Source organism: Treponema denticola (assembly GCF_024181605.1).
In the GTDB taxonomy this organism is placed as follows: Bacteria; Spirochaetota; Spirochaetia; order Treponematales; family Treponemataceae; genus Treponema_B; species Treponema_B denticola_B.
The window spans coordinates 2,623,117-2,645,048 of the sequence record NZ_CP054477.1; the positions used below are offsets into that span (position 1 = coordinate 2,623,117).

The 21,932-nt window shown below is 37.2% G+C and carries 15 protein-coding genes; 11 read left to right on the forward strand and 4 right to left on the reverse strand.

The features are described from left to right. Positions 1–15: 15 nt before the first annotated feature. Both E4N80_RS12350 and E4N80_RS12355 read left to right on the forward strand, forming a co-directional pair. Entirely contained in the window at positions 16–1,599 is a 1,584-nt protein-coding gene (locus E4N80_RS12350; RefSeq protein ID WP_253699465.1) for an ABC transporter substrate-binding protein, read from the forward strand. Positions 1,600–1,616: 17 nt separating this feature from the next. After that, on the forward strand, positions 1,617–3,008 hold the full coding sequence (locus E4N80_RS12355; protein WP_253699466.1) for a M14 family zinc carboxypeptidase: 1,392 nt from the start codon (positions 1,617–1,619) through the stop codon (positions 3,006–3,008). Between the two features lie 92 nt (positions 3,009–3,100). On the opposite strand, the gene E4N80_RS12360 is transcribed toward E4N80_RS12355, so the two are convergent. After that, complete coding sequence (locus E4N80_RS12360; protein ID WP_253699467.1) at positions 3,101–3,994, reverse strand: selenium metabolism-associated LysR family transcriptional regulator; 894 nt, start codon at positions 3,992–3,994, stop codon at positions 3,101–3,103. 33 nt (positions 3,995–4,027) lie between these two features. Continuing rightward, a complete protein-coding gene (locus tag E4N80_RS12365; RefSeq protein WP_253699468.1) occupies positions 4,028–6,418 on the reverse strand; it encodes an adenylate/guanylate cyclase domain-containing protein in 2,391 nt (796 codons plus the stop codon). 333 nt (positions 6,419–6,751) lie between these two features. Between E4N80_RS12365 and E4N80_RS12370 the strand changes: the two genes are divergently transcribed. The 6 genes from E4N80_RS12370 (at position 6,752) to E4N80_RS12395 (ending at position 14,179) form a co-directional block, all read left to right on the forward strand. Further along, complete coding sequence (locus tag E4N80_RS12370; RefSeq protein WP_253699469.1) at positions 6,752–7,606, forward strand: Rpn family recombination-promoting nuclease/putative transposase; 855 nt, start codon at positions 6,752–6,754, stop codon at positions 7,604–7,606. A 181-nt stretch (positions 7,607–7,787) separates the two neighbouring features. Continuing rightward, positions 7,788–9,521 (forward strand): major outer sheath protein Msp, encoded by a 1,734-nt coding sequence (msp, locus tag E4N80_RS12375; RefSeq protein WP_253699470.1) that lies wholly within the window; start codon positions 7,788–7,790, stop codon positions 9,519–9,521. Positions 9,522–9,644: 123 nt separating this feature from the next. Then, complete coding sequence (locus tag E4N80_RS12380) at positions 9,645–11,270, forward strand: ATP-binding protein (protein ID WP_253699471.1); 1,626 nt, start codon at positions 9,645–9,647, stop codon at positions 11,268–11,270. After that, complete coding sequence (locus E4N80_RS12385; RefSeq protein ID WP_253699472.1) at positions 11,267–11,989, forward strand: 5'-methylthioadenosine/adenosylhomocysteine nucleosidase; 723 nt, start codon at positions 11,267–11,269, stop codon at positions 11,987–11,989. The genes E4N80_RS12380 and E4N80_RS12385 overlap by 4 nt, the downstream gene beginning before the upstream one ends. 19 nt (positions 11,990–12,008) lie before the next feature. Beyond that, entirely contained in the window at positions 12,009–13,040 is a 1,032-nt protein-coding gene (locus E4N80_RS12390) for a 3-dehydroquinate synthase (protein ID WP_253699473.1), read from the forward strand. Next, positions 13,037–14,179, forward strand: coding sequence for a cysteine desulfurase family protein (locus E4N80_RS12395; RefSeq protein WP_253699474.1), 1,143 nt, complete (start codon positions 13,037–13,039; stop codon positions 14,177–14,179). The genes E4N80_RS12390 and E4N80_RS12395 overlap by 4 nt, the downstream gene beginning before the upstream one ends. A gap of 26 nt (positions 14,180–14,205) precedes the next feature. Here E4N80_RS12395 and E4N80_RS12400 read toward each other — a convergent pair whose 3' ends face one another. Continuing rightward, on the reverse strand, positions 14,206–15,504 hold the full coding sequence (locus E4N80_RS12400; RefSeq protein ID WP_253699475.1) for a cyclic nucleotide-binding domain-containing protein: 1,299 nt from the start codon (positions 15,502–15,504) through the stop codon (positions 14,206–14,208). Positions 15,505–15,567: 63 nt separating this feature from the next. On the opposite strand from E4N80_RS12400, the gene glgX reads away from it, so the two are divergent. Further along, the gene (glgX, locus tag E4N80_RS12405; protein ID WP_253699476.1) at positions 15,568–17,712 is read left to right on the forward strand and encodes a glycogen debranching protein GlgX; all 2,145 of its coding nucleotides are present in this window, start codon (positions 15,568–15,570) and stop codon (positions 17,710–17,712) included. A gap of 71 nt (positions 17,713–17,783) precedes the next feature. Next, entirely contained in the window at positions 17,784–19,754 is a 1,971-nt protein-coding gene (locus E4N80_RS12410; protein WP_253699477.1) for an alpha/beta hydrolase family protein, read from the forward strand. Here the strand turns inward: E4N80_RS12410 and E4N80_RS12415 are convergent. Then, on the reverse strand, positions 19,744–21,030 hold the full coding sequence (locus E4N80_RS12415; protein ID WP_253699478.1) for a site-specific DNA-methyltransferase: 1,287 nt from the start codon (positions 21,028–21,030) through the stop codon (positions 19,744–19,746). The genes E4N80_RS12410 and E4N80_RS12415 overlap by 11 nt on opposite strands. Before the next feature lie 133 nt (positions 21,031–21,163). Here E4N80_RS12415 and E4N80_RS12420 point away from each other — a divergent pair, with 133 nt between their 5' ends. Further along, positions 21,164–21,883 (forward strand): DUF3298 and DUF4163 domain-containing protein, encoded by a 720-nt coding sequence (locus tag E4N80_RS12420; RefSeq protein WP_253699479.1) that lies wholly within the window; start codon positions 21,164–21,166, stop codon positions 21,881–21,883. Positions 21,884–21,932: the final 49 nt, after the last annotated feature.

A 21,932-nucleotide genomic window follows, 5' to 3' on the forward strand; every position in this document is an offset into this window, starting at 1 on the left:
ATAGGAGAAGAGAAAATGAAAAAAAGAATTGCAATGCTGCTTACGGCAGCGGTCTTGACGGTTACTGTATTGGTAATTTCATGCAGTAAGAATGAGGCAGAAATGAGAACCGGTGGAAAAACAACGGAAAAAACTACCCTCATTGTAAGAGCCGGCGGAGATCCGATGAGTTGGAATCCGGACAGCCTGCCCGATGACAACGGGTATCCGATTTTCCAAAATATATTTAACCGGTTGGTCAAATTGGATGCATCAAAAAATATTATACCCGATTTGGCCGAGTCATGGGATATTTCACCCGACGGAAAAGAGATAACATTTCATCTTCACACGGCGGAATGGCATGACGGAAAACCGGTAACGGCCGACGATGTAAAATATACTTTTGATTATATTGCAAAGAAAAATACATATTTGTTGTATTCGCGGCTTCAAATCATTGACGAAATAGTTGTAAAAGATAGTAAGACGGTCGTGTTTAAATTAAAATACCCGGACGTATCGCTTGTGGCAAACCTCGGCTGGTATGCATCATTTGTTCTCCCGAAACATATTTTTGATAATGGACAGGAATGGGAAGATAATATTGCATCTAAAGAAATGCCTATAGGCTCGGGACCTTTTAAGCTTTTAAAGTTTAAACAGGGCGAATCGGTCACGCTTGAAGCAAACAAAAATTATTTTATGGGAGCTCCGAAAGTAGACAATGTGATTTTTACGATGATTCCTGATAATGCTACGGCTGTACAAGCACTCGTAAACGGAGAAATAGACGTATTGGAAAATGTGCCTGCTGCAAACAATAGGGAACTTTTAGCAAATCCTCAGCTTAGACTGGTATTTAATGAATATCCGTCACCGATGCGCATTATCTTCAATATGAGGAATGAAAAAGTTAAGGATGTACATTTAAGAAAAGCAATTGCAAGTGCAATAAACAAAAAAGAGATTTCCGATAAAATTTTTGACGGAGTACAAAAGCCCGAGTATGCTATGTATCCTGAATTTATAAAATGGGTAAGCAATACGGAAAATGCATCTCCTCAGTTTAATATTGATGTTGCAAGAAAAATTTTACAGGATGCAGGATACAAGGTCGATAAAGACGGATTTTTTGTACGCGGCTTACAAATAGAAGTTTTTGAGGGCGGAGGATATCCCGATGCGGCAAAATTAATGCAGGCGACACTTGCAAAAGCCGGCATTGAATTAAAAGTAAATGTTTCAGAATTTAATGCATGGGCGGACAAGGTTGGAACAAATAAAGATTTTATAATGGAACTTCAAGGCGGTTTTATGGGGCCTGATCCTGCAGCTCTTTATTCCAGATATGGAACAGGTGAGTCCAATAATTGGAGCGGGTATTCCAATATAAAGTTTGATGAGCTATGTAAAAAAGGTTTGACTGTAGGTAATAAAGAAGAACGAGCTGTAATTTATAAAGAAGCCCAAAAAATTTTAGCCGAAGATTTACCTTTTATTCCTGTAGTAGGATTTGCATCCTACGATGCAAATTCAGTAAATTTTAAAAATTTACCTATAGACGGAACAGGAAAATGGGGTTGGCAAGAATATACATTTACTGAAAAAGTGAAATAACAGGGAAGGGTAATAAAGTGAATAAAATATTTGAAGATGTTATCAACAGGGTACCCGATTATAAAGAGTTTATGACCGTCGATGAAATGAATTCGGCAAGTAAGGCCCTTGCAAAACAATATCCCGACATAGTGGAAGAGTTCGAATTCGGGGCGACCAGAGACGGCGATAAAATTATAGGGTTAAAAATAGGAAAAGGAAGGCAAAATGCCCTTGTTTTTGGTCTTCCTCATCCGAATGAACCTATAGGTACTATGATGCTGGATTATTTTACAAAAGAATTGGCTGAAAATAAAAAGCTCCGAGATGAACTGGATTACACGTGGTATATTGTAAAAGCTTGGGATTCTGATGGGACCAGACTGAATGAAGGCTGGTTTAAGGGGCCATTTACGCTTTATAACTACGCAAGAAATTTTTTTAGGCCTGCAGGACATCAGCAAGTGGATTGGACATTCCCGATAGAATACAAGGAATTGAGATTTACCGATTCCATTCCCGAAACTGTTGCAATGATGCATCTAATCGATAAAATTAAACCACGATTCATTTATTCGCTTCATAACGCAGGATTTGGCGGGGTCTACTGGTATTTATCGCGCGATATTCCGAAAGTATATGCCGGCTTAAAAGAAGCGGCAAAAAAACAAAATGTACCGCTGAATTTGGGAGAACCTGAAGCTCCATACTGCAAGGCCTTTGCTCCTGCAATTTATAAAGAACTCGGTATTCGCGATAATTACGATTACTTGGAAAAATACGGTGTAAAAGATATTCCGAAAGCAATCGGTGTCGGGACATGCAGCGCAGACTATGCCGGAGAAAAATATAAATCTTTTACAATGTTGACTGAACTTCCGTATTTTTATAGCGAAAAGATTATTGACCTATCGGACAGCGGAGAAAACCGAGGTGAGATAGTGAGAAAATCTTTAGAGGAAAACAGAAAAAGCGAAGCGTTCATTTTGGATTCTTTAAAAAAGACAAGAAAGTATATGGCAAAAAATAATCCGTTTTTGCTTGCCTTGGATGCTTTTACCGGAAGACAGGATGATTATGATGCTGCCGTTAAGATGACTTACGAAGATGAAAATTACAGTAAAAAGAATGCTACGGTTGCAGAAAAATTTGACAATGAATGGATTAAAAAATTTTATAAGATGCTGTCTTTCGGTCTTTTAACAAGAGCCAATGAAACAGAACTTTTTAAAATGAAAAAAGCAAAGGAGGAAAATAAAGAAAAAGAAAAAGCTTTATCTAATGAATTTAATGCAGCGGAAAAGAAACTCCAGGTATTAAGCGACGAATTGGAAGCCAATATTAAGTATAGTGTTGTTCCAATCAAAAAGCTGGTATCCATACAGCTGGAATGTGGCTTGCTCGTTGCCGAATATTTAAAAAACGTATAAGTAAAAATATCTGAAAGGGCCGTCTAAAAAGTTGGGTTGCTATCGCTTTTAGACAGCCCTTTTACTGTCAAATGTTTTTTTTAAATTGCTTCTCATACCTTAAAACATTCCGTGCAGTTTAAAAAGTCTTTGATATGGCTTGCGTAGTTTATTTTTTTATTCCATACCAGATAGATATTGCGGTATTGGTGGGGGACATCTCCTAACTCAAAGGCTATCAGTTTTTTACTTTTTACCATGTCTTCAACTGCTATTCTTGATATAAAAGATGTACCCAAGCCTTCTGCGGTCAACTGCTTTATGACCTCAGTGTCGTTTATCGAGGCGCTTATATTTATCGCATCCAAATCTATCTTTTGAGATTTTAAAATCAGCTCCATATTTTGTTTGACGGCCGAGCCGGCTTCACGGATAATAAAGGGTTCTTCGGCAATACGTTTTAAGTTGGGATTTGATTTTTTTAGCTTTTGGTAATAGGCATTATTTGCAGTTATAAATACGAATTCATCTTTATAAATAGGAAGAAACTCGCAGTTTTCATCTTCTATTTTCATTCCGACAATGCCTATATCTACGGTATTCAGCGAAACCTTTTTTATTGTTTCAAGGCTGTTTTTTTCTTCAACTTTTATATAAATGTCGGGATGCTTTTTTTTAAACTCCCTTACTATTGAAGGAAGAAGGTAGCCTGCAGGAATGGTGGATGCGCCTATGGTTATAACTTTTCTTTCAGGATGGATAAATTTTTCTATTATTTTATCTCTTTCAGCGAGGATTGTTTTTGCTTCGCCGTAAAGTTTATTTCCCGCTTCGGTTAACTTTAGCTCTCTTGTGGAACGCAAAAAGAGGGGGGTGTCGAGCTCTTCTTCAAGCTGCTTTAAGGTAAGGCTTACAGTAGGCTGTGATATGTTCAACTCGCTTGCGGTAGTCGAAAAACTCAAATTTTCTACAAGTTTGATAAATATTTCAAGCTGCTTAAATTCCATAAAAACTCCTTTTCGGCTTAAATTGTGCCGATTTTATTTTACATTCATCACAAAAACGCCATTCCATCTTGGTTTCGGCGGGGAAACTTGATAGTGGGTAACTCTTCTTAAAAAGACCTTGGAGGGAGTATCATTATATTTTTCCGCACATTCTGAAAAATACTTTTCGGCCTGCTTCCATTTTCTTTTTCTGTAATAGGCGAGCCCTGCTTCAAATAATTTTTTTATATCATAAAGTTTTTCGGTTGTAAGTTTTTCGGTTGGTTGAAGGATTTCATAAATACGGACGGCTTCCGTTTTTCCCTTAACTGCAACAAAGTCGAGTTCTCTGCAAATAAAATCTTTGCTTAAATTTTTATAAACTTCTTCCGATATAATCGACTTTGAACCGTATTCTTTGTTTGCACCTTCAAGACGTGCCGCAAGGTTTACAGTGTCTCCTATTGATGTAAAATCTTTACGCGTTTTGGAACCGACGGGGCCGAATACTACGGGCCCTGAATTAATACCTATTCCTATTGAAACTAAAGCAGAGCCTTCTTTTAATGCCGCCTTCTGTTCCCTCCTCATGGCTTTGCGTATTTCCATAGCGGCCTTACATGCATTGATTTCTTTTTTAGGCCCTGAGAAAAAAGCCATAATTTCATCGCCGACATACTTATCTACATCTCCTCCGTTCTCGAAGATTATTTTTGTTTCAATATCGAGGTAGCGGTTTAAAATCGCAATTACATCTTTAGGCTGCATATTTTCGCACATGCTTGTAAAACCGCGTATATCGGTAAACAAAAAGCATAGATCTCTGGTAGTACTTTTACTTGAAAGATTTTTTTCGGCGTTTTGAATAGTATGAAAAGACACATATGGTAAAATTCCGCGGATGAGCGAAATAATATTTTTCAACTCTATCGAAAGAGTTTTTATTTCGTCGCGAGTTTTGATGTTTTCTTCAAAAATAAGCCGCTGCGGTTCAATTGCCGCATTACTCGCAATCATTCTGCGTAAAATGTTTGCGGTTTTTCGTATATTTCCGCATAAGAAAATAATCGGATTTGCAATAAAGTCTGCCAAGAAAAGAACGATGATTATAGAGGCATAGAAAAACATGGCCGAAATTGAAAACACAAATACCTTTGCCTGAAAATAAGGCCGGTCTAAAATTTCTTTAAGATATGTAACAACGGAAAAGCCTACAAGTCTCTGTCCCTCTTTACGGGGAAAGGTTACAGGATAAATATAAAGACAGGTTCCTTTTTTTTCGTTGTAAATAGGGGTACTGACTGTGGCTGCATTTTTGAAATGTTTTATATAAAGGGCCGCTTCCTCAGGGTTGATGGTTTTTTCTTCATCAGAGATAAGCCGTACTCGTCCTGTGGCTGTAGTGTAAGAAAATACGTCAAAAAAAGGCAGCTCGGTAGATTCATCGATTTCTTCAAGAAAAACAGGCTGTTTATTGTTTGTGGTTATTATATCAACTCTTTGGAAGGGGAAGGGCGAAGACAGATTGGTCTTTCTTATTCCTTCGAGGAAGGCGTTGATTTTCGCATGAAGTCCGTCCGAAAAGCTGTATATGGCCGCAACCTGTTCGGCCTGACTTTTTCCTGTTGTATTAACATTTTGGGTGAGAAGCATATTATAGTTTCTTAAATCTGTGTAAATAAATGTTGAAAGAATCACCAATATTGTAAAAAGAATAACTATTGTAATTTTTATTTTTATGTGAGATCTTCTATTTCTGTTTTTGAACTTGTTTATAGATTGTTTTAATAGTTTGTCTACAGAAAAAGCATCTTCCTGCATGGATTTGGAAGTATTTTTTAGTGCTTTTCCTTTTTGTTTTTTTAATTTGTCTATTATTCGCTTGTTTAACAGTTTTTTCTGCTCTTCCTCTTCTTTTAACAAGCGCTTATATTCCATATAGGATTCATTTTGTCTTTTTATGGAAATTATACCGTGTGCTATCAAGAAAACATGAAAGATAATGGCTGTAAAAAAAGCAAAATATGTAAGCGGGCTTAGAGAATAAAACCATCTGGGGGTGTTTGCAAATAAATTCATGCCGGAAATTGAGCCTGCAAGATAAAGGCTTATAGGCAATAGGGCCGAAAAATAAACAATCTTCGAGGATATTTTTGTTTGAAAAATAGATATAAAGATGATTATAAATGCTATAGGCAGTAAAAACAGCAAGAGGCTGATTATGTAAAAAGAATTTAACCCTCTTTGTATAAAGTTTGAAAATAATACCGTCATCGGGAAAAGATTTACCGCTTTCTGCGAGGTATTAAACAAGTCCATTTTAGACATACTAAACGGTAAAATCATAAGTTCTGCAAGAATTACAAGAGAAGCTATTCTGACCGTGTTAGGATGAACATAAATTTTTTTTATCCGGTTAAGGAAGTTATCTAGAGCCTTTATCATAGATAATAGTTTACATACTAAATGTTTTTTGTCAATACAATGGTTTTTAGGGGGAGAGAAAACCCCGTTCCCTTACGGGCTTTTCAAGTCATAGCAGGGTTTAGCCTTGAAGCTTTGCTGGCTGTACTCTCCCCCTATAACCCCCTCTCTTTCCCGCGCTGCCAAAGGGCTTGCCGCCCTTTGGCATCCGGCATTATTACAAAGTTTTTAGTCAATTCTTTAATTGAGTTTGAAATCAATAGAATTTTACTATTTATTGTGAACAATTTCTATAATAATTATGAAAGGGGAAAAATTTTTCTTCTTAAAAAAAATTATTAACGAGGCTTAATTATGCAAAAACTATTTAAAATCACTCTCCGCAACGACTACGCCTTTAAGCGAGTCTTCGGAGCGGAAGAAAACAAAGACGTACTACAGGACTTACTGGAATGTATACTGGATATTCCGCCTGAGAATATCGCAGGTTTGGAACTTCTGGATAAGGAGTTTCATAAAGAACTTTTAAGTGAAAAGCTAGGTATCTTGGATATCAAGTTAAGGCTAAAAGACGGAACCTTTGTCGACATTGAAATTCAAAACAGTTGGCATTTTGATTTTCCTGAAAGAACCTTATATTATTGGTCTAAAATGTACAATGAAGCCATAAAACAAGGTCAAGACTATACAAATCTCCCAAAATGTATTACAATAAATTTGATAGGAAAAGGCTTTGATAAAAATAAGCGTTTGCACAACAAATATCTTGTTCTGGAAAAAGATACAAAAGAGCCTTTAGCTTCAAAACTTGAGATTCATATATTAAACCTTGAAAAGGCAAGGCTCTTAAAAGAAGGACAATGTAAAGATAATAAAGCTAAACGCTTATTAAATTGGCTTAAATTTATAGAAACTGATGACAGGGAGGTAAGAAAAATGTTAGAACAAGAATCTCCGACGATGAAAAAAGCAAATGCCGCTATTTCTGTAATGGAAATGAGTCCTAGAGATAAATGGCTTTATGATTCCCGTATGAAATATGAACATGACAGGGCTTCATGTATAAGCGAAGGTTATCGACAGGGTATTGATAAAGGAGCCTACCAAGCCAAACTTGAAACGGCAAAAAACTTGCTTGAAATGGGCTTTAGCACGGATTCCATTATAAAGGCTACCGGTTTAAACCTTAACGAAATTGAGAAACTATAATTTATAAGGGGAATAAACAAATCTTTTGTTGTTTATACGTCAAAAAAGGCAAAAGTTGAAAAAAATCATAAAAAAATTATAAAAAAATGCAAATTTTGTGTAACTTTTTTTTATTTTTGTTTGACAGTAGAAATAAGCTATGATATAATTAGCTTAAATAAATAACAAGGAGGAATTTTTTATGAAAAAAATTCTGTCAATTTTGATGATTTTGGTTCTTGTAAGCGGAGTTGCTTTTGCTCAGCTTACACCTCAAGTTACAGCAAGTGCTACTGTAAACTGGGGAATTGATTTAGGTTCAGGTTCTAAGGCAACACCCCAACACGGTTTTGAAAACAAATTTGCTGCTAAGGTTGTTGTTCCCCTGTATATGGATAAACTAAACTCAAAAACCGAAGGCGATGTTCACATGAACTTTGATATTGACCTGAATTTGGCTTATAGGTTTTATGGGGCCAAGTCTAATAGTACTTCGCCTTATGTACCCTGGAAGTCAGATGCAGAACTTGCACTTTGGAGAAAAACTTTAAGCGGTATGTCTGCTTCTGTGCACTTCTTCGGCGGTTATATGAATATTTTAGGTCGACCGGATTTTTCTACCAATTTTGCTAAGATCTGGACTGCAATTACCGATGACGGATCTGAAGAGAGACCTGAAACCTCAGGCGATATTACAGGTTTTGGTACAAAGCTTGGATACAAAAATGATGACCTTGCAGGAACCGGTCTTAAATTTGATGCCGGTTTAAAATTCGGATCAAACGGCTCATGGAAAGCTAAAGGAAAAGATGCTGTTCCAGGTAAAAAGATTCATAAGAAAGTAACATTTGCAAAAGGCTATAAATTAAAAGCTGATGATGTTGCTAAACAGGTATATAAGTCTATTAAAAAGGTTATTGACGGTAATTTTGTTTGGGAAATGGATGAAGCATCTGGTGTTAAGTCTCTTGGTGGTACTGCTGGTCATGAGACAACATGGGTCGCTGGTTATGAGATTACTGCTGCTGATGCTGAAAAAGTTTTCTTTGAGAAAGATGCTACTTTTGATGGTGCTGAACCTGCCAAAGATCCTGCCGCAAACAAATATGCTATCGGTTTTGATTTAAGCTTAGGTTATGATAAATGGGTAACTTTCGACTTCGGTATCAATGCTACATTTGATCCTATAAAAGATTTCGGTGAAGCCGGTGTAGATTCCTATGATGGTAAATCTCCATCTCCGTCAAATGTTGAAAAGGCTTATATCGGTACAGGCTTTAAACTCGGTTCAAAACCTGTTGAAGGGCTTGCTTTAAACTTTGGTATGGATACTTTGATGAATGTAGGTAAGGATTCAAAACCCGCTTTTGATATTGTTTTTGATGCTTCCTATAAGTGGGTAAAAGCCGGTGTTTACTACGGCAATGAATTGTCCAACTATGCCGGAAAGGACAAAAACGGTAAAGCTATCGGTGATATGGCTGCCATGCTCGCATTCAGCTCAAAAGATTCCGGTGACACGAATTTCCTTGAAGGTTTGGCATTCGGCGTTGATTTCAGACTTAACCATATGTTGACTGCTATCAGCGATGCTGATAAAAAGAATTCAAAGATTCTACCTATGGGTCTCAAGTCTTGGGTAAGCTATAAACGCAATATTACCGATTCAATGTGGATTAAGCCCTATACAACAGTTTGGGCAGAATCCAACCATACCAGCTATGCTGACGGTACTGTATCAAGCAAAAACTACTTTGGTGTTGTTTATGAAGTCGGCACTACTTTCTCTCCAATGGAAAAAGTTGAAATTGATGCCAAGTGGTCACATGGTAAGACTGAAGATAATAAGTATGAAGGTCCCGGTATGATTAAAACTCCTGCAAACTATAAAAATCACAACGGTACTTTTGTAATCGGTGTTAAAGTTAAATACTAATCTATACATAGTATAGTCTAAAACCCGCCGTAAGGCGGGTTTTTTGTGTTTAATAGTCTGCTGTTTTCCTTAAAACATTGAATAATACCCTGTCTTATGTTATAATATTAGCGGAGGTTTAAAATGGATATTGATTTATCACGAAAGATACCGATAGGGGTACAAAGTTTTGAGGTAATGCGTAACGATAAATTTCTCTATGTCGATAAAACACCTTTTTTATTTAAACTTGCTCATTCCAACCGCGTATATTTTTTAAGCCGCCCCCGCCGCTTTGGCAAGAGTCTTTTTCTCTCTACTCTAAAAAACTACTTTTTAGGCCAAAAAGAGCTTTTTAAGGGCTTATACCTCGAAAAAGCCGAAGAAAAACGAGCCGAAATCGAGAAGACAGACGCTTGGATAGAATATCCTGTTTTATATATGGATTTTAATGTGGGCAGGTATGATTTGGAAGGAGCTTTAGCGGAAAGTTTAGACTACTTTTTAAAAAAGCAAGAAAAAATCTATGGGTTAAAAAATGAAGGCGATTCTTTCGGAAAGCGTTTTCAGTCACTCATAGAAACCGCGTACAACAAAACCGGCCGTCAAGTGGTTATTCTTGTGGATGAGTATGATAAACCCCTTTTACAGACTATGGGTGTAAACGAAGCCTTAAACGAAGAATACCGCAACACCCTCAAGGCCTTTTATTCGGTAATAAAAACCTGCGACCAATATATCCGTTTTGCTTTTTTAACCGGTGTAACGAAGTTCAGTAAAGTAAGTATTTTCAGTGACTTAAACAATCTGCAAGATATAAGTATGCTAAATGATTATGCCGAAATATGCGGACTAACTCAAGCCGAGATAGAAAAAACCTTTAAGCCTGAAATAGAAAGACTTGCAAAGAACACTAAAAACAGCTATGATAAAATGCTTGAAGAATTAAAAAAGCGTTATGACGGCTATAAGTTCAGTATTTTAGGAGAATCGGTCTATAACCCCTTTAGTATATTAAATACTTTTAACTCAGGTGAATTAAAAAACTATTGGTTTGCAACGGGCACACCGACCTTCTTGGTAAACTATTTAAAAGATGCCTACTACAATATTCCCGACTTAGACGGGAAAGTAGAGCTTGATGAGTCCATGCTGAATGAATATAGGGCCGATGCAAAAGCCCCCATACCTATACTTTTTCAATCGGGGTATTTAACGATAAAAGAATACATAGAAGAAGTTAACATGTACCGCTTGGGCTTTCCGAATGATGAAGTGCGGTACGGCTTTTTAAAAAATCTATTCCCGTCATACTCTTCACTTAGGCCTGATGAAACCGGAGTTTCAATATGGAAGTTTGTTGAGGATATAAGAGCCGGGAATGTGGATAGCTTTATGGAAAGGATGCAGGCGATAATAGCCGGTGTTCCTTATGATAATTTACCAAAAGATAAGCTCAAATTGAGGGAGCAAAACTACCAGACGGCAGTGTATTTAATCTTTAAGTTGATGGGACAATTTATAGAAACGGAAATACACTGTGCAAAGGGCAGGGCTGATTGTATAGTGCATACTAAAGATTCCATATACATCTTTGAGTTTAAGCTGATGAGTGCAGGTACACCAGAAGATGCGATAGCCCAAATAAAAGAGAAAGGCTATGCCTCTCAGTTTAAGGCAGAGGGCAAAAAGATAATTCTGATAGGTTCGAGCTTTGATGAAGAGGAGCGGACTATCGGCGAATGGAAGATGGAAGAGGTTAATATATGAAGATAGGAATTTTCGGTGCTGAAGAGCAGGAAGTTAAACTTTTAAAAAAACATTTAGTAGGAGAAATCCGAAAAATTGCCGGTCTTAGTTTTTTTGCAGGCAAGATAATGGGAAAGGATGTTGTTCTTGTGTGCAGCGGAATAGGAAAAGTCAATGCGGCTCTGTGCTGCCAAATTCTTATTTCGGAATTTAAGGTTGATGCCGTAATAAACACCGGGGCGGCCGGAGGGCTGATAGAGGGCTTAAAAGTTTTTGATATTGTTGTATCCTCTGAAGCGGTTCAGCATGATGTAGATGCAACAGCCTTCGGCTATCCTATTGGTCAGGTGCCTATGACAAAGTCTCCTTTTTGGCCTGCCGATAAAAAGCTTAAAAACCTTGCCGTTAAGGCTTTTAAGGCTATGCAAAAAGAAAGTGATGATGAACACATAAAAACACTTAAACTTATCGAAGGCCGTATTGCTTCGGGGGATACCTTTGTTTCGGATAAAAAACTTAGGACAAGGATTATCAAAGAATTTAATCCTGCCTGTGTTGAAATGGAAGGGGCTGCTGCTGCTCAAGTTTGCTGCATAAATAAAATTCCCTTTTTAATTTTGAGGAGTATTTCCGATACGGCCGGAAAGGATGAAGCTGCTAAAATTTCTTATGAGGTTTTTTCGGCACAGGCAGCAAAGGATTCTTCTCTTTTGGTACTGCAAATGCTTAAAATGTTTTAATAAAACACGTTGATAATTTATGAATAGTTTTAGTTTTACAACGGTTCAAGGGAAAACCGAAGTATTTTACTGCGATGAGCCTTTTTTACCGCATGTCGGCACATACGGCGGGATGTACATCGCCGACTCCAATACTGTTCCTATTGCAAAGAATGCAAAAAATTTCTGTACGGACATTCCCTTGGTTATAATTGAAGCCGGAGAAGAAAATAAGAATTTTACTTCCCTTGAGTTTATTTTAAAAACCGCCCTAGATGCTGGCCTAAGCCGGAACTCTGTTTTTATCGGGGTTGGGGGAGGCCTTGTCTGCGATTTGGCGGCCTTTGCTGCCTCGGTTTATATGAGGGGGGCAAAATGCAAGCTTGTTCCTACCAGTCTTTTAGCTATGGCGGATGCAGCCATCGGCGGAAAAACTGCAATAAATTTTGACGGTTATAAAAACATGGTAGGAACTTTTTTTAAGGCTGATGAAGTTTATATAAGCCCAAAGGTCTTAAAAAGTTTAAGCGAGGCGGAGTATCTTTCAGGAATGTTCGAAATATTTAAGATGGGGCTTTTATATTCAAAAGATATTTATCAGGCCTTTAAAACGCAAAAAGAAAATATATTGGCAAGAGATGAAGGCCTTTGCTTGGAGCTTGTCAAAAAAGCTGTTGAAGCAAAAGCACTGGTTGTAAGCCGCGACTTTGACGAAAAAAATGAAAGAGCTTTTTTAAATTTTGGGCACACCTTTGGCCATGCGCTGGAATCCGTTTTAAATTTTTCAAAAGTTTCGCACGGCGAGGCTGTTGCTTGGGGAATATCAAAAGCAATGCTCTTAGGTAAAAAATTAGGCTTAACAGATTCTTCTTATGCGGATGAAGTTTGCGCCGTTATACATTCTTATAGCCGCATAGATGTTCCGCTCTTATATGATAAGGAGAAGGTTCTTTTAACAATGAAAAAAGATAAAAAAAATATAGATGCTAAAATCCGTTTGATTTTACAAAAAAATATTTGTGAAACTTTTATTTATGAAGCCTCTGAAAAAGACATCAAGGATGTGCTATGATTTATCTAGATTGGGCGGCAACAGCTCTTCCACACGAAGATATAATTACGGAGGCCTTAAAAAAATCTTTTAAATATTTTGCAAACCCTTCTTCAAAACATTTTTTAGGTAAGGATGTTCGAAAAGTTTTGGAAGACACTCGTTCGGAAATTGCAGAACTTTTGAATACGGCTCCTGAGCATATTATTTTTACATCGGGAGGAACCGAGGGGGATTATATTCCTATGCTCTCTCTATTATCCCTGCCGTCTCCCTGTTCGATTGCGGTCAGCGGTATAGAACATTCCGCAGTCAGGGAACAGGCTGCCGTTATGAAGGCCCGCGGTTATAAAGTTTTACAAATCCCTTCGGACAAAAACGGCTTTATAAGTGCCGATGCAGTTTTAAAAACCATAGACTCCGATACGGCCTTTGTTTCGGTGATGGCGGTAAACAACGAAACCGGAGCAATCCAGCCCATCGCCGAAATAGGAAAGGCTCTTGAAGAATATTCTAAGGGAAAACGAAGAATCCATTTTCATACCGATGCTGTCCAAGCTATAGGAAAGATTCCTTTTGAACTTTCAAAACTATCCATCCATTCGGCTTCTTTTAGCGGACACAAAATAGGAGCACCCAGGGGAATCGGTTTTTTGTATCTTGCTAAAAATATGGAGGCCTTTATCCGCGGGGGCGGACAAGAAAGTGGAATAAGGCCCGGAACCGAAAACCTTGCAGGTATTTTAGCTCTGTCCGGCTGTCTTAAAAAATATTATGAAAATTTAAACAATTATGTTTTTCATGCAAAAGAATTGATGGATTTTTTAATTGAAGAACTGGCAAGTATTGGGGGTTTAAGTTTTATCCCTGAATCCCGTCCGCAGTTAAAGGATAAATTTTCACCATGGATTTTACAGTTTGCAGTTAAAGAATTAACCGGAGAAGTCCTTGTCCGCTGCTTGTCTGAAAAGGGCATCTGTATTTCTACAGGTTCTGCATGTTCATCAAAAAAACAAACCCGCCCCGTTTTAGAAGCAATGAAAATTGATACTAAAGTGCAGCAGAATTCAGCGCGGGTTTCAATAGGGCCTTTAACGCAAAAGAGAGAGCTTGAAACTTTTGTTAAAACCCTAAAAGAAATCTTAATAGAATTCCGTTGATTAATTAATAGGCTTTATTGGGATTTCTACTTGCTGTTTTCTTGTTCTTCTTTTAGCTTTGCCGTAATCTTTGATTGACGGGCTAAGCGGTTTGCCAACAAGCGTGATAAGAAAATACCGTAATGGGGATATTCTTCTATCAGTTTCATAAAATTCATTTTTGGAATCTTAATTAGCGAGCCTTCTCCGATAGATACGACGGTGGCTGATCTTCTGTCATTCATCAAGAAAGCCATTTCGCCTATAAAAATGTCAGCCGGTGTTAAAACCGACATTAATTTATTGTTTACATAGACGGCATAGCGTCCCGAACTTATATAGAAAAGATCGCTTGAATCCTCGTTTTCGCGGCAGACAATCTGCATGTGTTTGAAGGTTAGTAATTGCTGTGATTTTAAAATAGCCGGTGTCAGGTTTGCTATATTTCTTTGATTATTTATCTCAAATGAAACCTCGTTCCCAATATTATTATAGCGTAGATTTTTTACAAGGGTTTGAGAAAGTTTAATTCCCATTCCATGAAGGCCTGCTTCAAAATCGGCTTCAAGATGGCTTCTCCAGTCAAAACCGTTCCCTTCATCTTTGATAGTTATCTTTGTTTTTTCCGGCAGTACCGAATATGTGATATAAATTTTTTTCTTTTTTATTTCGGGCTGTTTTTGTTTTTCGGCAATTAAGTCCAACATATTTTTTCCGCTTCGCAGCCATTTATTCTTTTCCTCATAAGAGATATTACAGTTTCCGTGTTCTACTGCATTAAGTAAAAATTCCATCATCGCAGTTTGTAAAGAAGACCTTTCTTCTTCATTGACTCTGTCGGTATTGTAAAGATAGGTTCCTATAAGGTTTGCATAAAAAACTATTTCAAAGGGGTCGGTATCGCTTACAAAATGACCTGTTTCTTTTTCATCAGGCCGCTGATGCATTCCTCTGTTAAAAAGAAAATGCTGATGTTGGTTTAAAATCTTTATAATCTGTTCGGTATTTTTTTCAAAATCTTTTCTTGTACATACAAATAAAAAGTTAGGTTCCTTTATTTGTTCAAGTTTTGCTTTTTCTTGGCGGTCGTTGGTAATGGCTATAATCCCTCCGAATAAAAGCCATGGATCATCCTTTATAACCTTAACACAAGCTTCTGCATCAATATTAGGATCTCCGAAATCGATGATCTTGATTTCAGGCATTTCATATTTAAAAAATGAAACAATGTTTTCATATTTATCAAAAACTGCAATATCGACATTTTCTATGTTTTGTTTTTCGGCAGCTGTTTTTAAGCTGTTTATGGTAGTCTGTATTGTGCTTATTATAGGGACCTTTTTCATCATTATTTCCTTTAAAAAGTTATTTATATTATAGCATAAATTTGAAATACATACTATACTTTAATGATGAATATGAACGATTTATCTTTTTTTCAAGGAAAAGCTTCTCCCTTAGGCGCAAAATTAAGCCGTGATGGAGTAAATTTCAGTATCTTTTCACGAAATGCAAAAGAAATAGTTCTCCACTTATTTGAAAATGTAGAAGATTCCGAGCCGATAATTTCATATAAACTGGATCCTCAAGTAAATAAAACGGGGGATGTTTGGCATGTATTTGTTTCCGGTTTAAAAAGTTGGGCATTTTATTTGTATACGGCTGACGGAGAGTTTTCGCCTTCAGCGGGTTTTTTATTCGATGAAAATAATTACTTGCTTGACCCTTATGCAAGACTTATAAGTTCTCATTCCGTATTTAATTCGGAACAAACGTTTAATCAAAGGGATAGTAAAGCTTCCGGCGGTAAAAATCAACATAAAAGAACGGCAAAGGGATTCCCAAAATGTGTAGTTGTGGATGATAGGGAATTCGATTGGCAGGGAGATAAACCCTTAAGTATTCCGCTCCAAAGATGTGTGATATATGAAGCTCATGTAAAGGGTTTTTCTTTTTTAAACGATAAAATAAGTCCTACAAAACGGGGTAAATATTCAGGTCTTGTAGAGCTGATTCCGTATTTAAAGGATTTGGGAATTACTTCTCTTGAGCTCCTACCTGTTTTTGATTTTGATGAAAACGAAAATATGAATATAAACCCCAAAACGGGCGTTCGGCTAAAAAATTATTGGGGATACAGTACAATTGCTTTTTTTGCACCTAAGGCCCTCTATGCCGAAGATCCCGGTAATGCCGTAAACGAGTTTAAATTTATGGTCAGGGAATTTCATAAAGCAGGCATCGAAATAATCTTGGATGTGGTGTTTAACCATACTGCAGAAGGGAATGAAAACGGCCATATTTTTTCTTTTAAGGGATTTGATAATTCCATTTACTATCATCTTGAAGATAATAAGATTTATTATAAAAATTTTTCGGGCTGCGGTAACAGCCTAAAAACCTCGGAGATTCCTGTTATAAAATTTATATTGGATTGTCTGCGGTATTGGGTAACGGAAATGCATGTAGACGGATTCCGTTTTGATTTGGCTCCCGTTCTGGCACGCGATAAAACCGGAAGTATAGATTTAAATTCTTTTATGATACAGGCTATCGCAGATGACTCCGTGCTTCGTTCTACAAAGATTATAGCTGAAGCATGGGATGCCGCCGGTGCGTACATGGTAGGAAAATTTCCCGGGCGTTGGGCGGAATGGAACGATTTATTCCGTAACTCTGTCAGAGAGTTTTGGCTGCAGCCCAATCCTGATATAAGACACTTGGCAACCAGAGTAACCGGTTCTGCGGATTTATATTCTCAAAAAGGCAGAAGGCCTTATCAGTCAATAAATTTTGTTTGCTGTCATGACGGCTTTACCCTTTGCGATTTGCTAAGCTATTCTGAAAAACATAACGAAGAAAACGGGGAAAATAACCGTGACGGCTCAAATGAAAATTTAAGTTATAATCATGGAATAGAAGGGGCTGCATCTATCGAAATTGAAAGAATGCGTATGAGGTCTGCAAAAAATATTTTGACAACACTTATTCTTTCAGCAGGTACGCCCATGATTAACATGGGAGATGAGGTATTCCGTACACAAAACGGAAATAATAATGCCTATTGTCAGGATAATGAAATGTCGTGGTTTGATTGGGAGCTTTTAAATGAAAATAAGGACTTGCTTGAATTTACCAAAAAGCTTATCAATTTAAGAAAGACTCATTTTTCTTTTTTAAGAAAACATTTTTTTACCGGCATCTCAAAAGCCGAAGGAACTCCAAGCGATATAACTTGGTTTGATCATCAGGCACAAAAACCCAATTGGAATGCGCCTTCAAATTTTTTAGCCTTTTTAATAGACGGCAATAAAATTAATTTGGAAAGCGATGAAAATGACAGTGATTTTTATTTTATGGCAAATAGTTACAATAACGATATAACCGTGAGGCTTCCCCCTCCTTCATCCGGCGGGAAGATATGGCATCGTCTGATAGACACCTCGTATACGAGCGGAAAAGATTTTTTAGATGAAGAACATACCGAGCAGATTATGAATCAGCAAATATATGTAGTGCTTGCCCGCACGGTTGTTGTTTTAATTGCAAAGTAAAGAAGTCCCCTTGTTCAAACTGTCCGATAGTGTTATACTTATTTAACAAAAATTCTTAAAGGAGAACTTTTATGAAGACAATAAAATTGGACGATTTTAAAAATTACGAATTTTTAAGTAACCTTAAATTTTCGGAAGACGGAAGATATGCGGCCTATATTTGTGCTCATGCCGATCTGACCGAAAACGATTATAACAAAGCCCTTTTTCTTTTGGACATGGAAACAAAAAAGACAAAGCAGCTTACGGGCGAGGATGTAAATTCTTTTTACGGCTTTGACGGCGATCGCCTCCTTTTTTCTGCAAGAAGAACAAAAAAAGAAAAGGAAGAAAAAGAGAAAACCTTTGTTTATTCTATTCCCGTTTCGGGCGGAGAAGCCTTGCTTGCCTACACCTTTCCCCATCCCGTTTTAAAAATGGAATTTGCCGATAAAAAGACGGCTGTTGTTCTACACTCATGGAAGGATGACCCGTTTAAAAAGCTGCCTAAAGAAAAGGCAGAAGAAGCAAAAAAAGATGAGGCCGATTATGAAATCTTTGAAGAGATTCCGTTTTGGAGTAACGGAGGCGGCTTTACCTCGCGCAAGAGAAACCGTCTCTTTGTTTATAATCTTTCAAACATGAAGGGTACGGCCATAACCGATGAGTTTACTCAGGTTGACGGTTTTGATTTTGATAAAAAGACCCAAGAGATTTTATTTACAAAATCAACTTATACCGATAAGATGCCCATCTATAATGAGCTGATGCTCATGCCCTTAAAAACAAAAAAGGCAAAGCTCTTAAATGGCGGTCAAGATTTTATGTACGCCGATGCCAAATTTTTCAAAGATAAAATTCTTTATACGGGCGCCGACGGAAAAAAATACGGCGTAAACCAAGATGCCGATATTTATCTTATTCCCAAGACCGGAACAGGAGCGAAGATGATTTCGCCCAAGGATTATGACAAGAGCTTGTGGAATTCCGTGGGTTCCGATTCAAGGTACGGAGGCGGTGCTAACTCCCATGTCAAGGACGGAAAATATTATTTTATTACAACGGAGGATGATTCTTCCTTTTTAAATGTCATTGACGAAAAAGGAGAATTAAAACAGCTTATTACCGAAAAAGGTTCTGTAGACTGCTTTGCCGTTCATGAAGAAAAAATTCTTTTTATCGGTTTTAGAAAACAGGAATTACAAGAAGTTTATCTTTTTGAAGATAAAAAAGAAACCTGCCTAACAAAGCATAATACTTATGCTGCAAAATTGCAAAAGATTGTGCCCGAAGAATTCGAGTTTACAAATGACGGTGTTAAACTCCACGGTTTTGTTTTAAAGCCTTTAAACTACAAGGCCGGAAAAAAATATCCCGGTATTTTGACAATTCACGGCGGACCTAAGACCGCTTACGGTTCAATCTTTTACCACGAGATGCAGTTTTTAGCTCAATCCGGTTACTTTGTGTTTTATACGAATCCCCGCGGTGCCGACGGAATGGGCAGAGCCTTTGCCGATATCCGGGGCAAGTACGGAACAATCGACTACTCCGATTTAATGAAGCTTACGGATGAGGTTCTAAAAAAGTATAAGGATATCGACAAGGAAAAAGTAGGCGTTATGGGCGGCTCTTACGGCGGCTTTATGACCAACTGGATTATCGGTCACACAAACCGCTTTGCTGCAGCCTGTTCCCAGCGTTCAATTTCAAACTGGATTTCCAAATTCGGAATTACCGATATCGGTTATTATTTTAATTCCGACCAAAACGGAGGAGTTACTCCTTGGAAGGGTGTAGAAAAAATGTGGGATCACAGCCCGCTCAAGTATGCTGATAAGTGCAAAACTCCGACCCTTTTTATTCAGTCGGATGAGGATTACCGTTGCTTTGAGGCCTGCGCCTTTCAAATGTTTACGGCTCTAAAATATCACGGCTGCGAAGCAAAGCTTGTTTTGTTCCATGGGGAAAATCATGACCTCTCCCGCACGGGAAAACCCAAGCACCGAATCCGCCGCTTAACCGAGATATTTAACTGGTTTGAAAAGTATCTTAAAAAATAAGGTCTTGCTCTCCGCTTAATTCCAAATACTTAAACCCGAAAGTTTTTTGAGTAAATCTTTTTTGGATTAAGGCGGAGGCTCTTATAATTCTTTCCCTGCCCAGCTCGGCTATTGTTTTAAAGCTGGTCTTGAGGGCAGGGGAATCCTCAGGGCAAGGCTCGCCCCTTTGTACCAAGATAAATTTTCGGTTTTCGTTAAGCTCTGCGTTTAGTTCCATTACGGCATGGGCTGTTGTTGCAGAACCCGAAAAAAAATCTAAGACAACCGCATCGTCCGAATTCGGAACCAACTTAAAAAGATATTTTAAAAGAGAAACCGGTTTTGCATAATCAAAAATCTTTGCTCCGAATAAGACTTTTTGTTCATATACACTTTGTATATTTGTTTTAACATATTCTGTAGGGAGGAGCGATTTCGGAACCGTTTCTTCCTTTTTTTCAAGGTAGGTTTTTACATAGATAGTCCATTTTGTAGGTAGCCCTTTTATGTCGGTAAAAACGGATTTATCCGATTTTTTAAATTCGATTAGATTTTTTTCTAAAAGATTAAAAAAACTTTTTTCGACAAAGCGGTAAATGTAGCCTGCCTTAGGAACGATAAAATTCCCGTCAGGCGTTTTTATAGGATATTTTTGCCTTTTTGCATCCGTTTTATTTTTCCATGCAAATTGCTGGTATCTAAAAAATCTTCCGTCAGCATCCTTGTATTTATACATTTTCTTTGCCTTTTCCGGCATCGGGGCAGTCATGGGCTTAACCTTAGTTTTATCCTTGGCATATAAGATGATGTACTCATGCGATGTGTTGATATGCTTTTTACGTAAGCCTCCGCCGGTCGAGTTATTCCATACGAGGGTAGAAATAAAATTTTCCGTACCGAAGATTTCATCAAGGATTATTCTTAAATGAGGGCAGGCTTTATCGTCAATGCTTATAAAAATAAGACCGTCATCAGTTAATAAGTTTTTTGCAAGGCTCAATCTTACATAAAGATAATTCATCCATTCTGTCTTACTTTGGAAATTATCGGCATAAGTAAATTTTTTCCCCGTATTGTACGGAGGATCAATGTATATTATTTTGATTTTATCTTTATAATCTTTTTGTAAAAAAAGAAGGGCATAGAGATTGTCGGATTCAATGTATAAATTTTTTGCATATTCAGAATTAAAACTTTTTACTTTATTTTCCGTAAAAGAAAATTTATTTTGATTTTTTAATAAAAGGTTCAGTTCGTAAAGAGCCCTATCTTTTCCTTCCCATGCGAAAACACCCATATTCTGCCCTGAAAATGACTATATAATAAAAAAAACTTTTATTCAATAATGTGTTAAAAAAAGGTAAGCCCCTCTTTACATTTTTTCTATATATTATACAATGTTCAAAAATATTTTTATATGGAGAAATATTATGAAATCAAAAATTATGGTTCTTTTTTGCTTTGTTCTTTTGGTGTTTTCGCTTAATGCTTCAGGTGCTGTAGAAACCTCTTCTTATGATGCAATAGGGGGCGCTACAGAAGGCAATTCGAAGGCCGGGATTCAACAAGCTGCCGTTCATTGTGAGTTAAAAATAGATTTTCCGATTTTTGAAGATGTTCCGGCTTTAAATGCTATTGTGTCAAAAACGGTAAAAGATCAGGTTACCGCATTTTGGAATAATTATTATTCCGTTTCTCCTGATGATATGGCAAAATCATCCACTCCTCAAAATTTTGAGCTGATTATCGGTTATGATGATATTGTGCGGGATGGAAATTATATAAGTTTTGTTTTATCGGTCTATGAATATATGGGAGGTGCTCACGGCCTTACATCGTTGGTTCCTATAAACTATGATATAAAAACAAAAAAACTTGTATCTTTATCTGATGTTGTACGCCCTGCTTCAAAAAACTGGCTTGTCAAGTTGTCGAATGAGACAAGAAAACTGTTAATGGAAAAGGTGAAGAAAGGAGAGTTATCGTCAGATGAGTCGATGATAAAAGAAGGAACGGAACCTAAACTTGAAAATTTTAAAGTTTTTAAAATCGAAAACGGAAAAATAAAAATTATTTTTGAGCAATATCAGGTAGCTCCATATTCAGAAGGATTGCCTGAAATTATAATTCCGATAAATTTTTTAAAATAATATTCAATTAGTCAGCAACAGGGATTGTCCCTGTTGCTGACTAATTGAA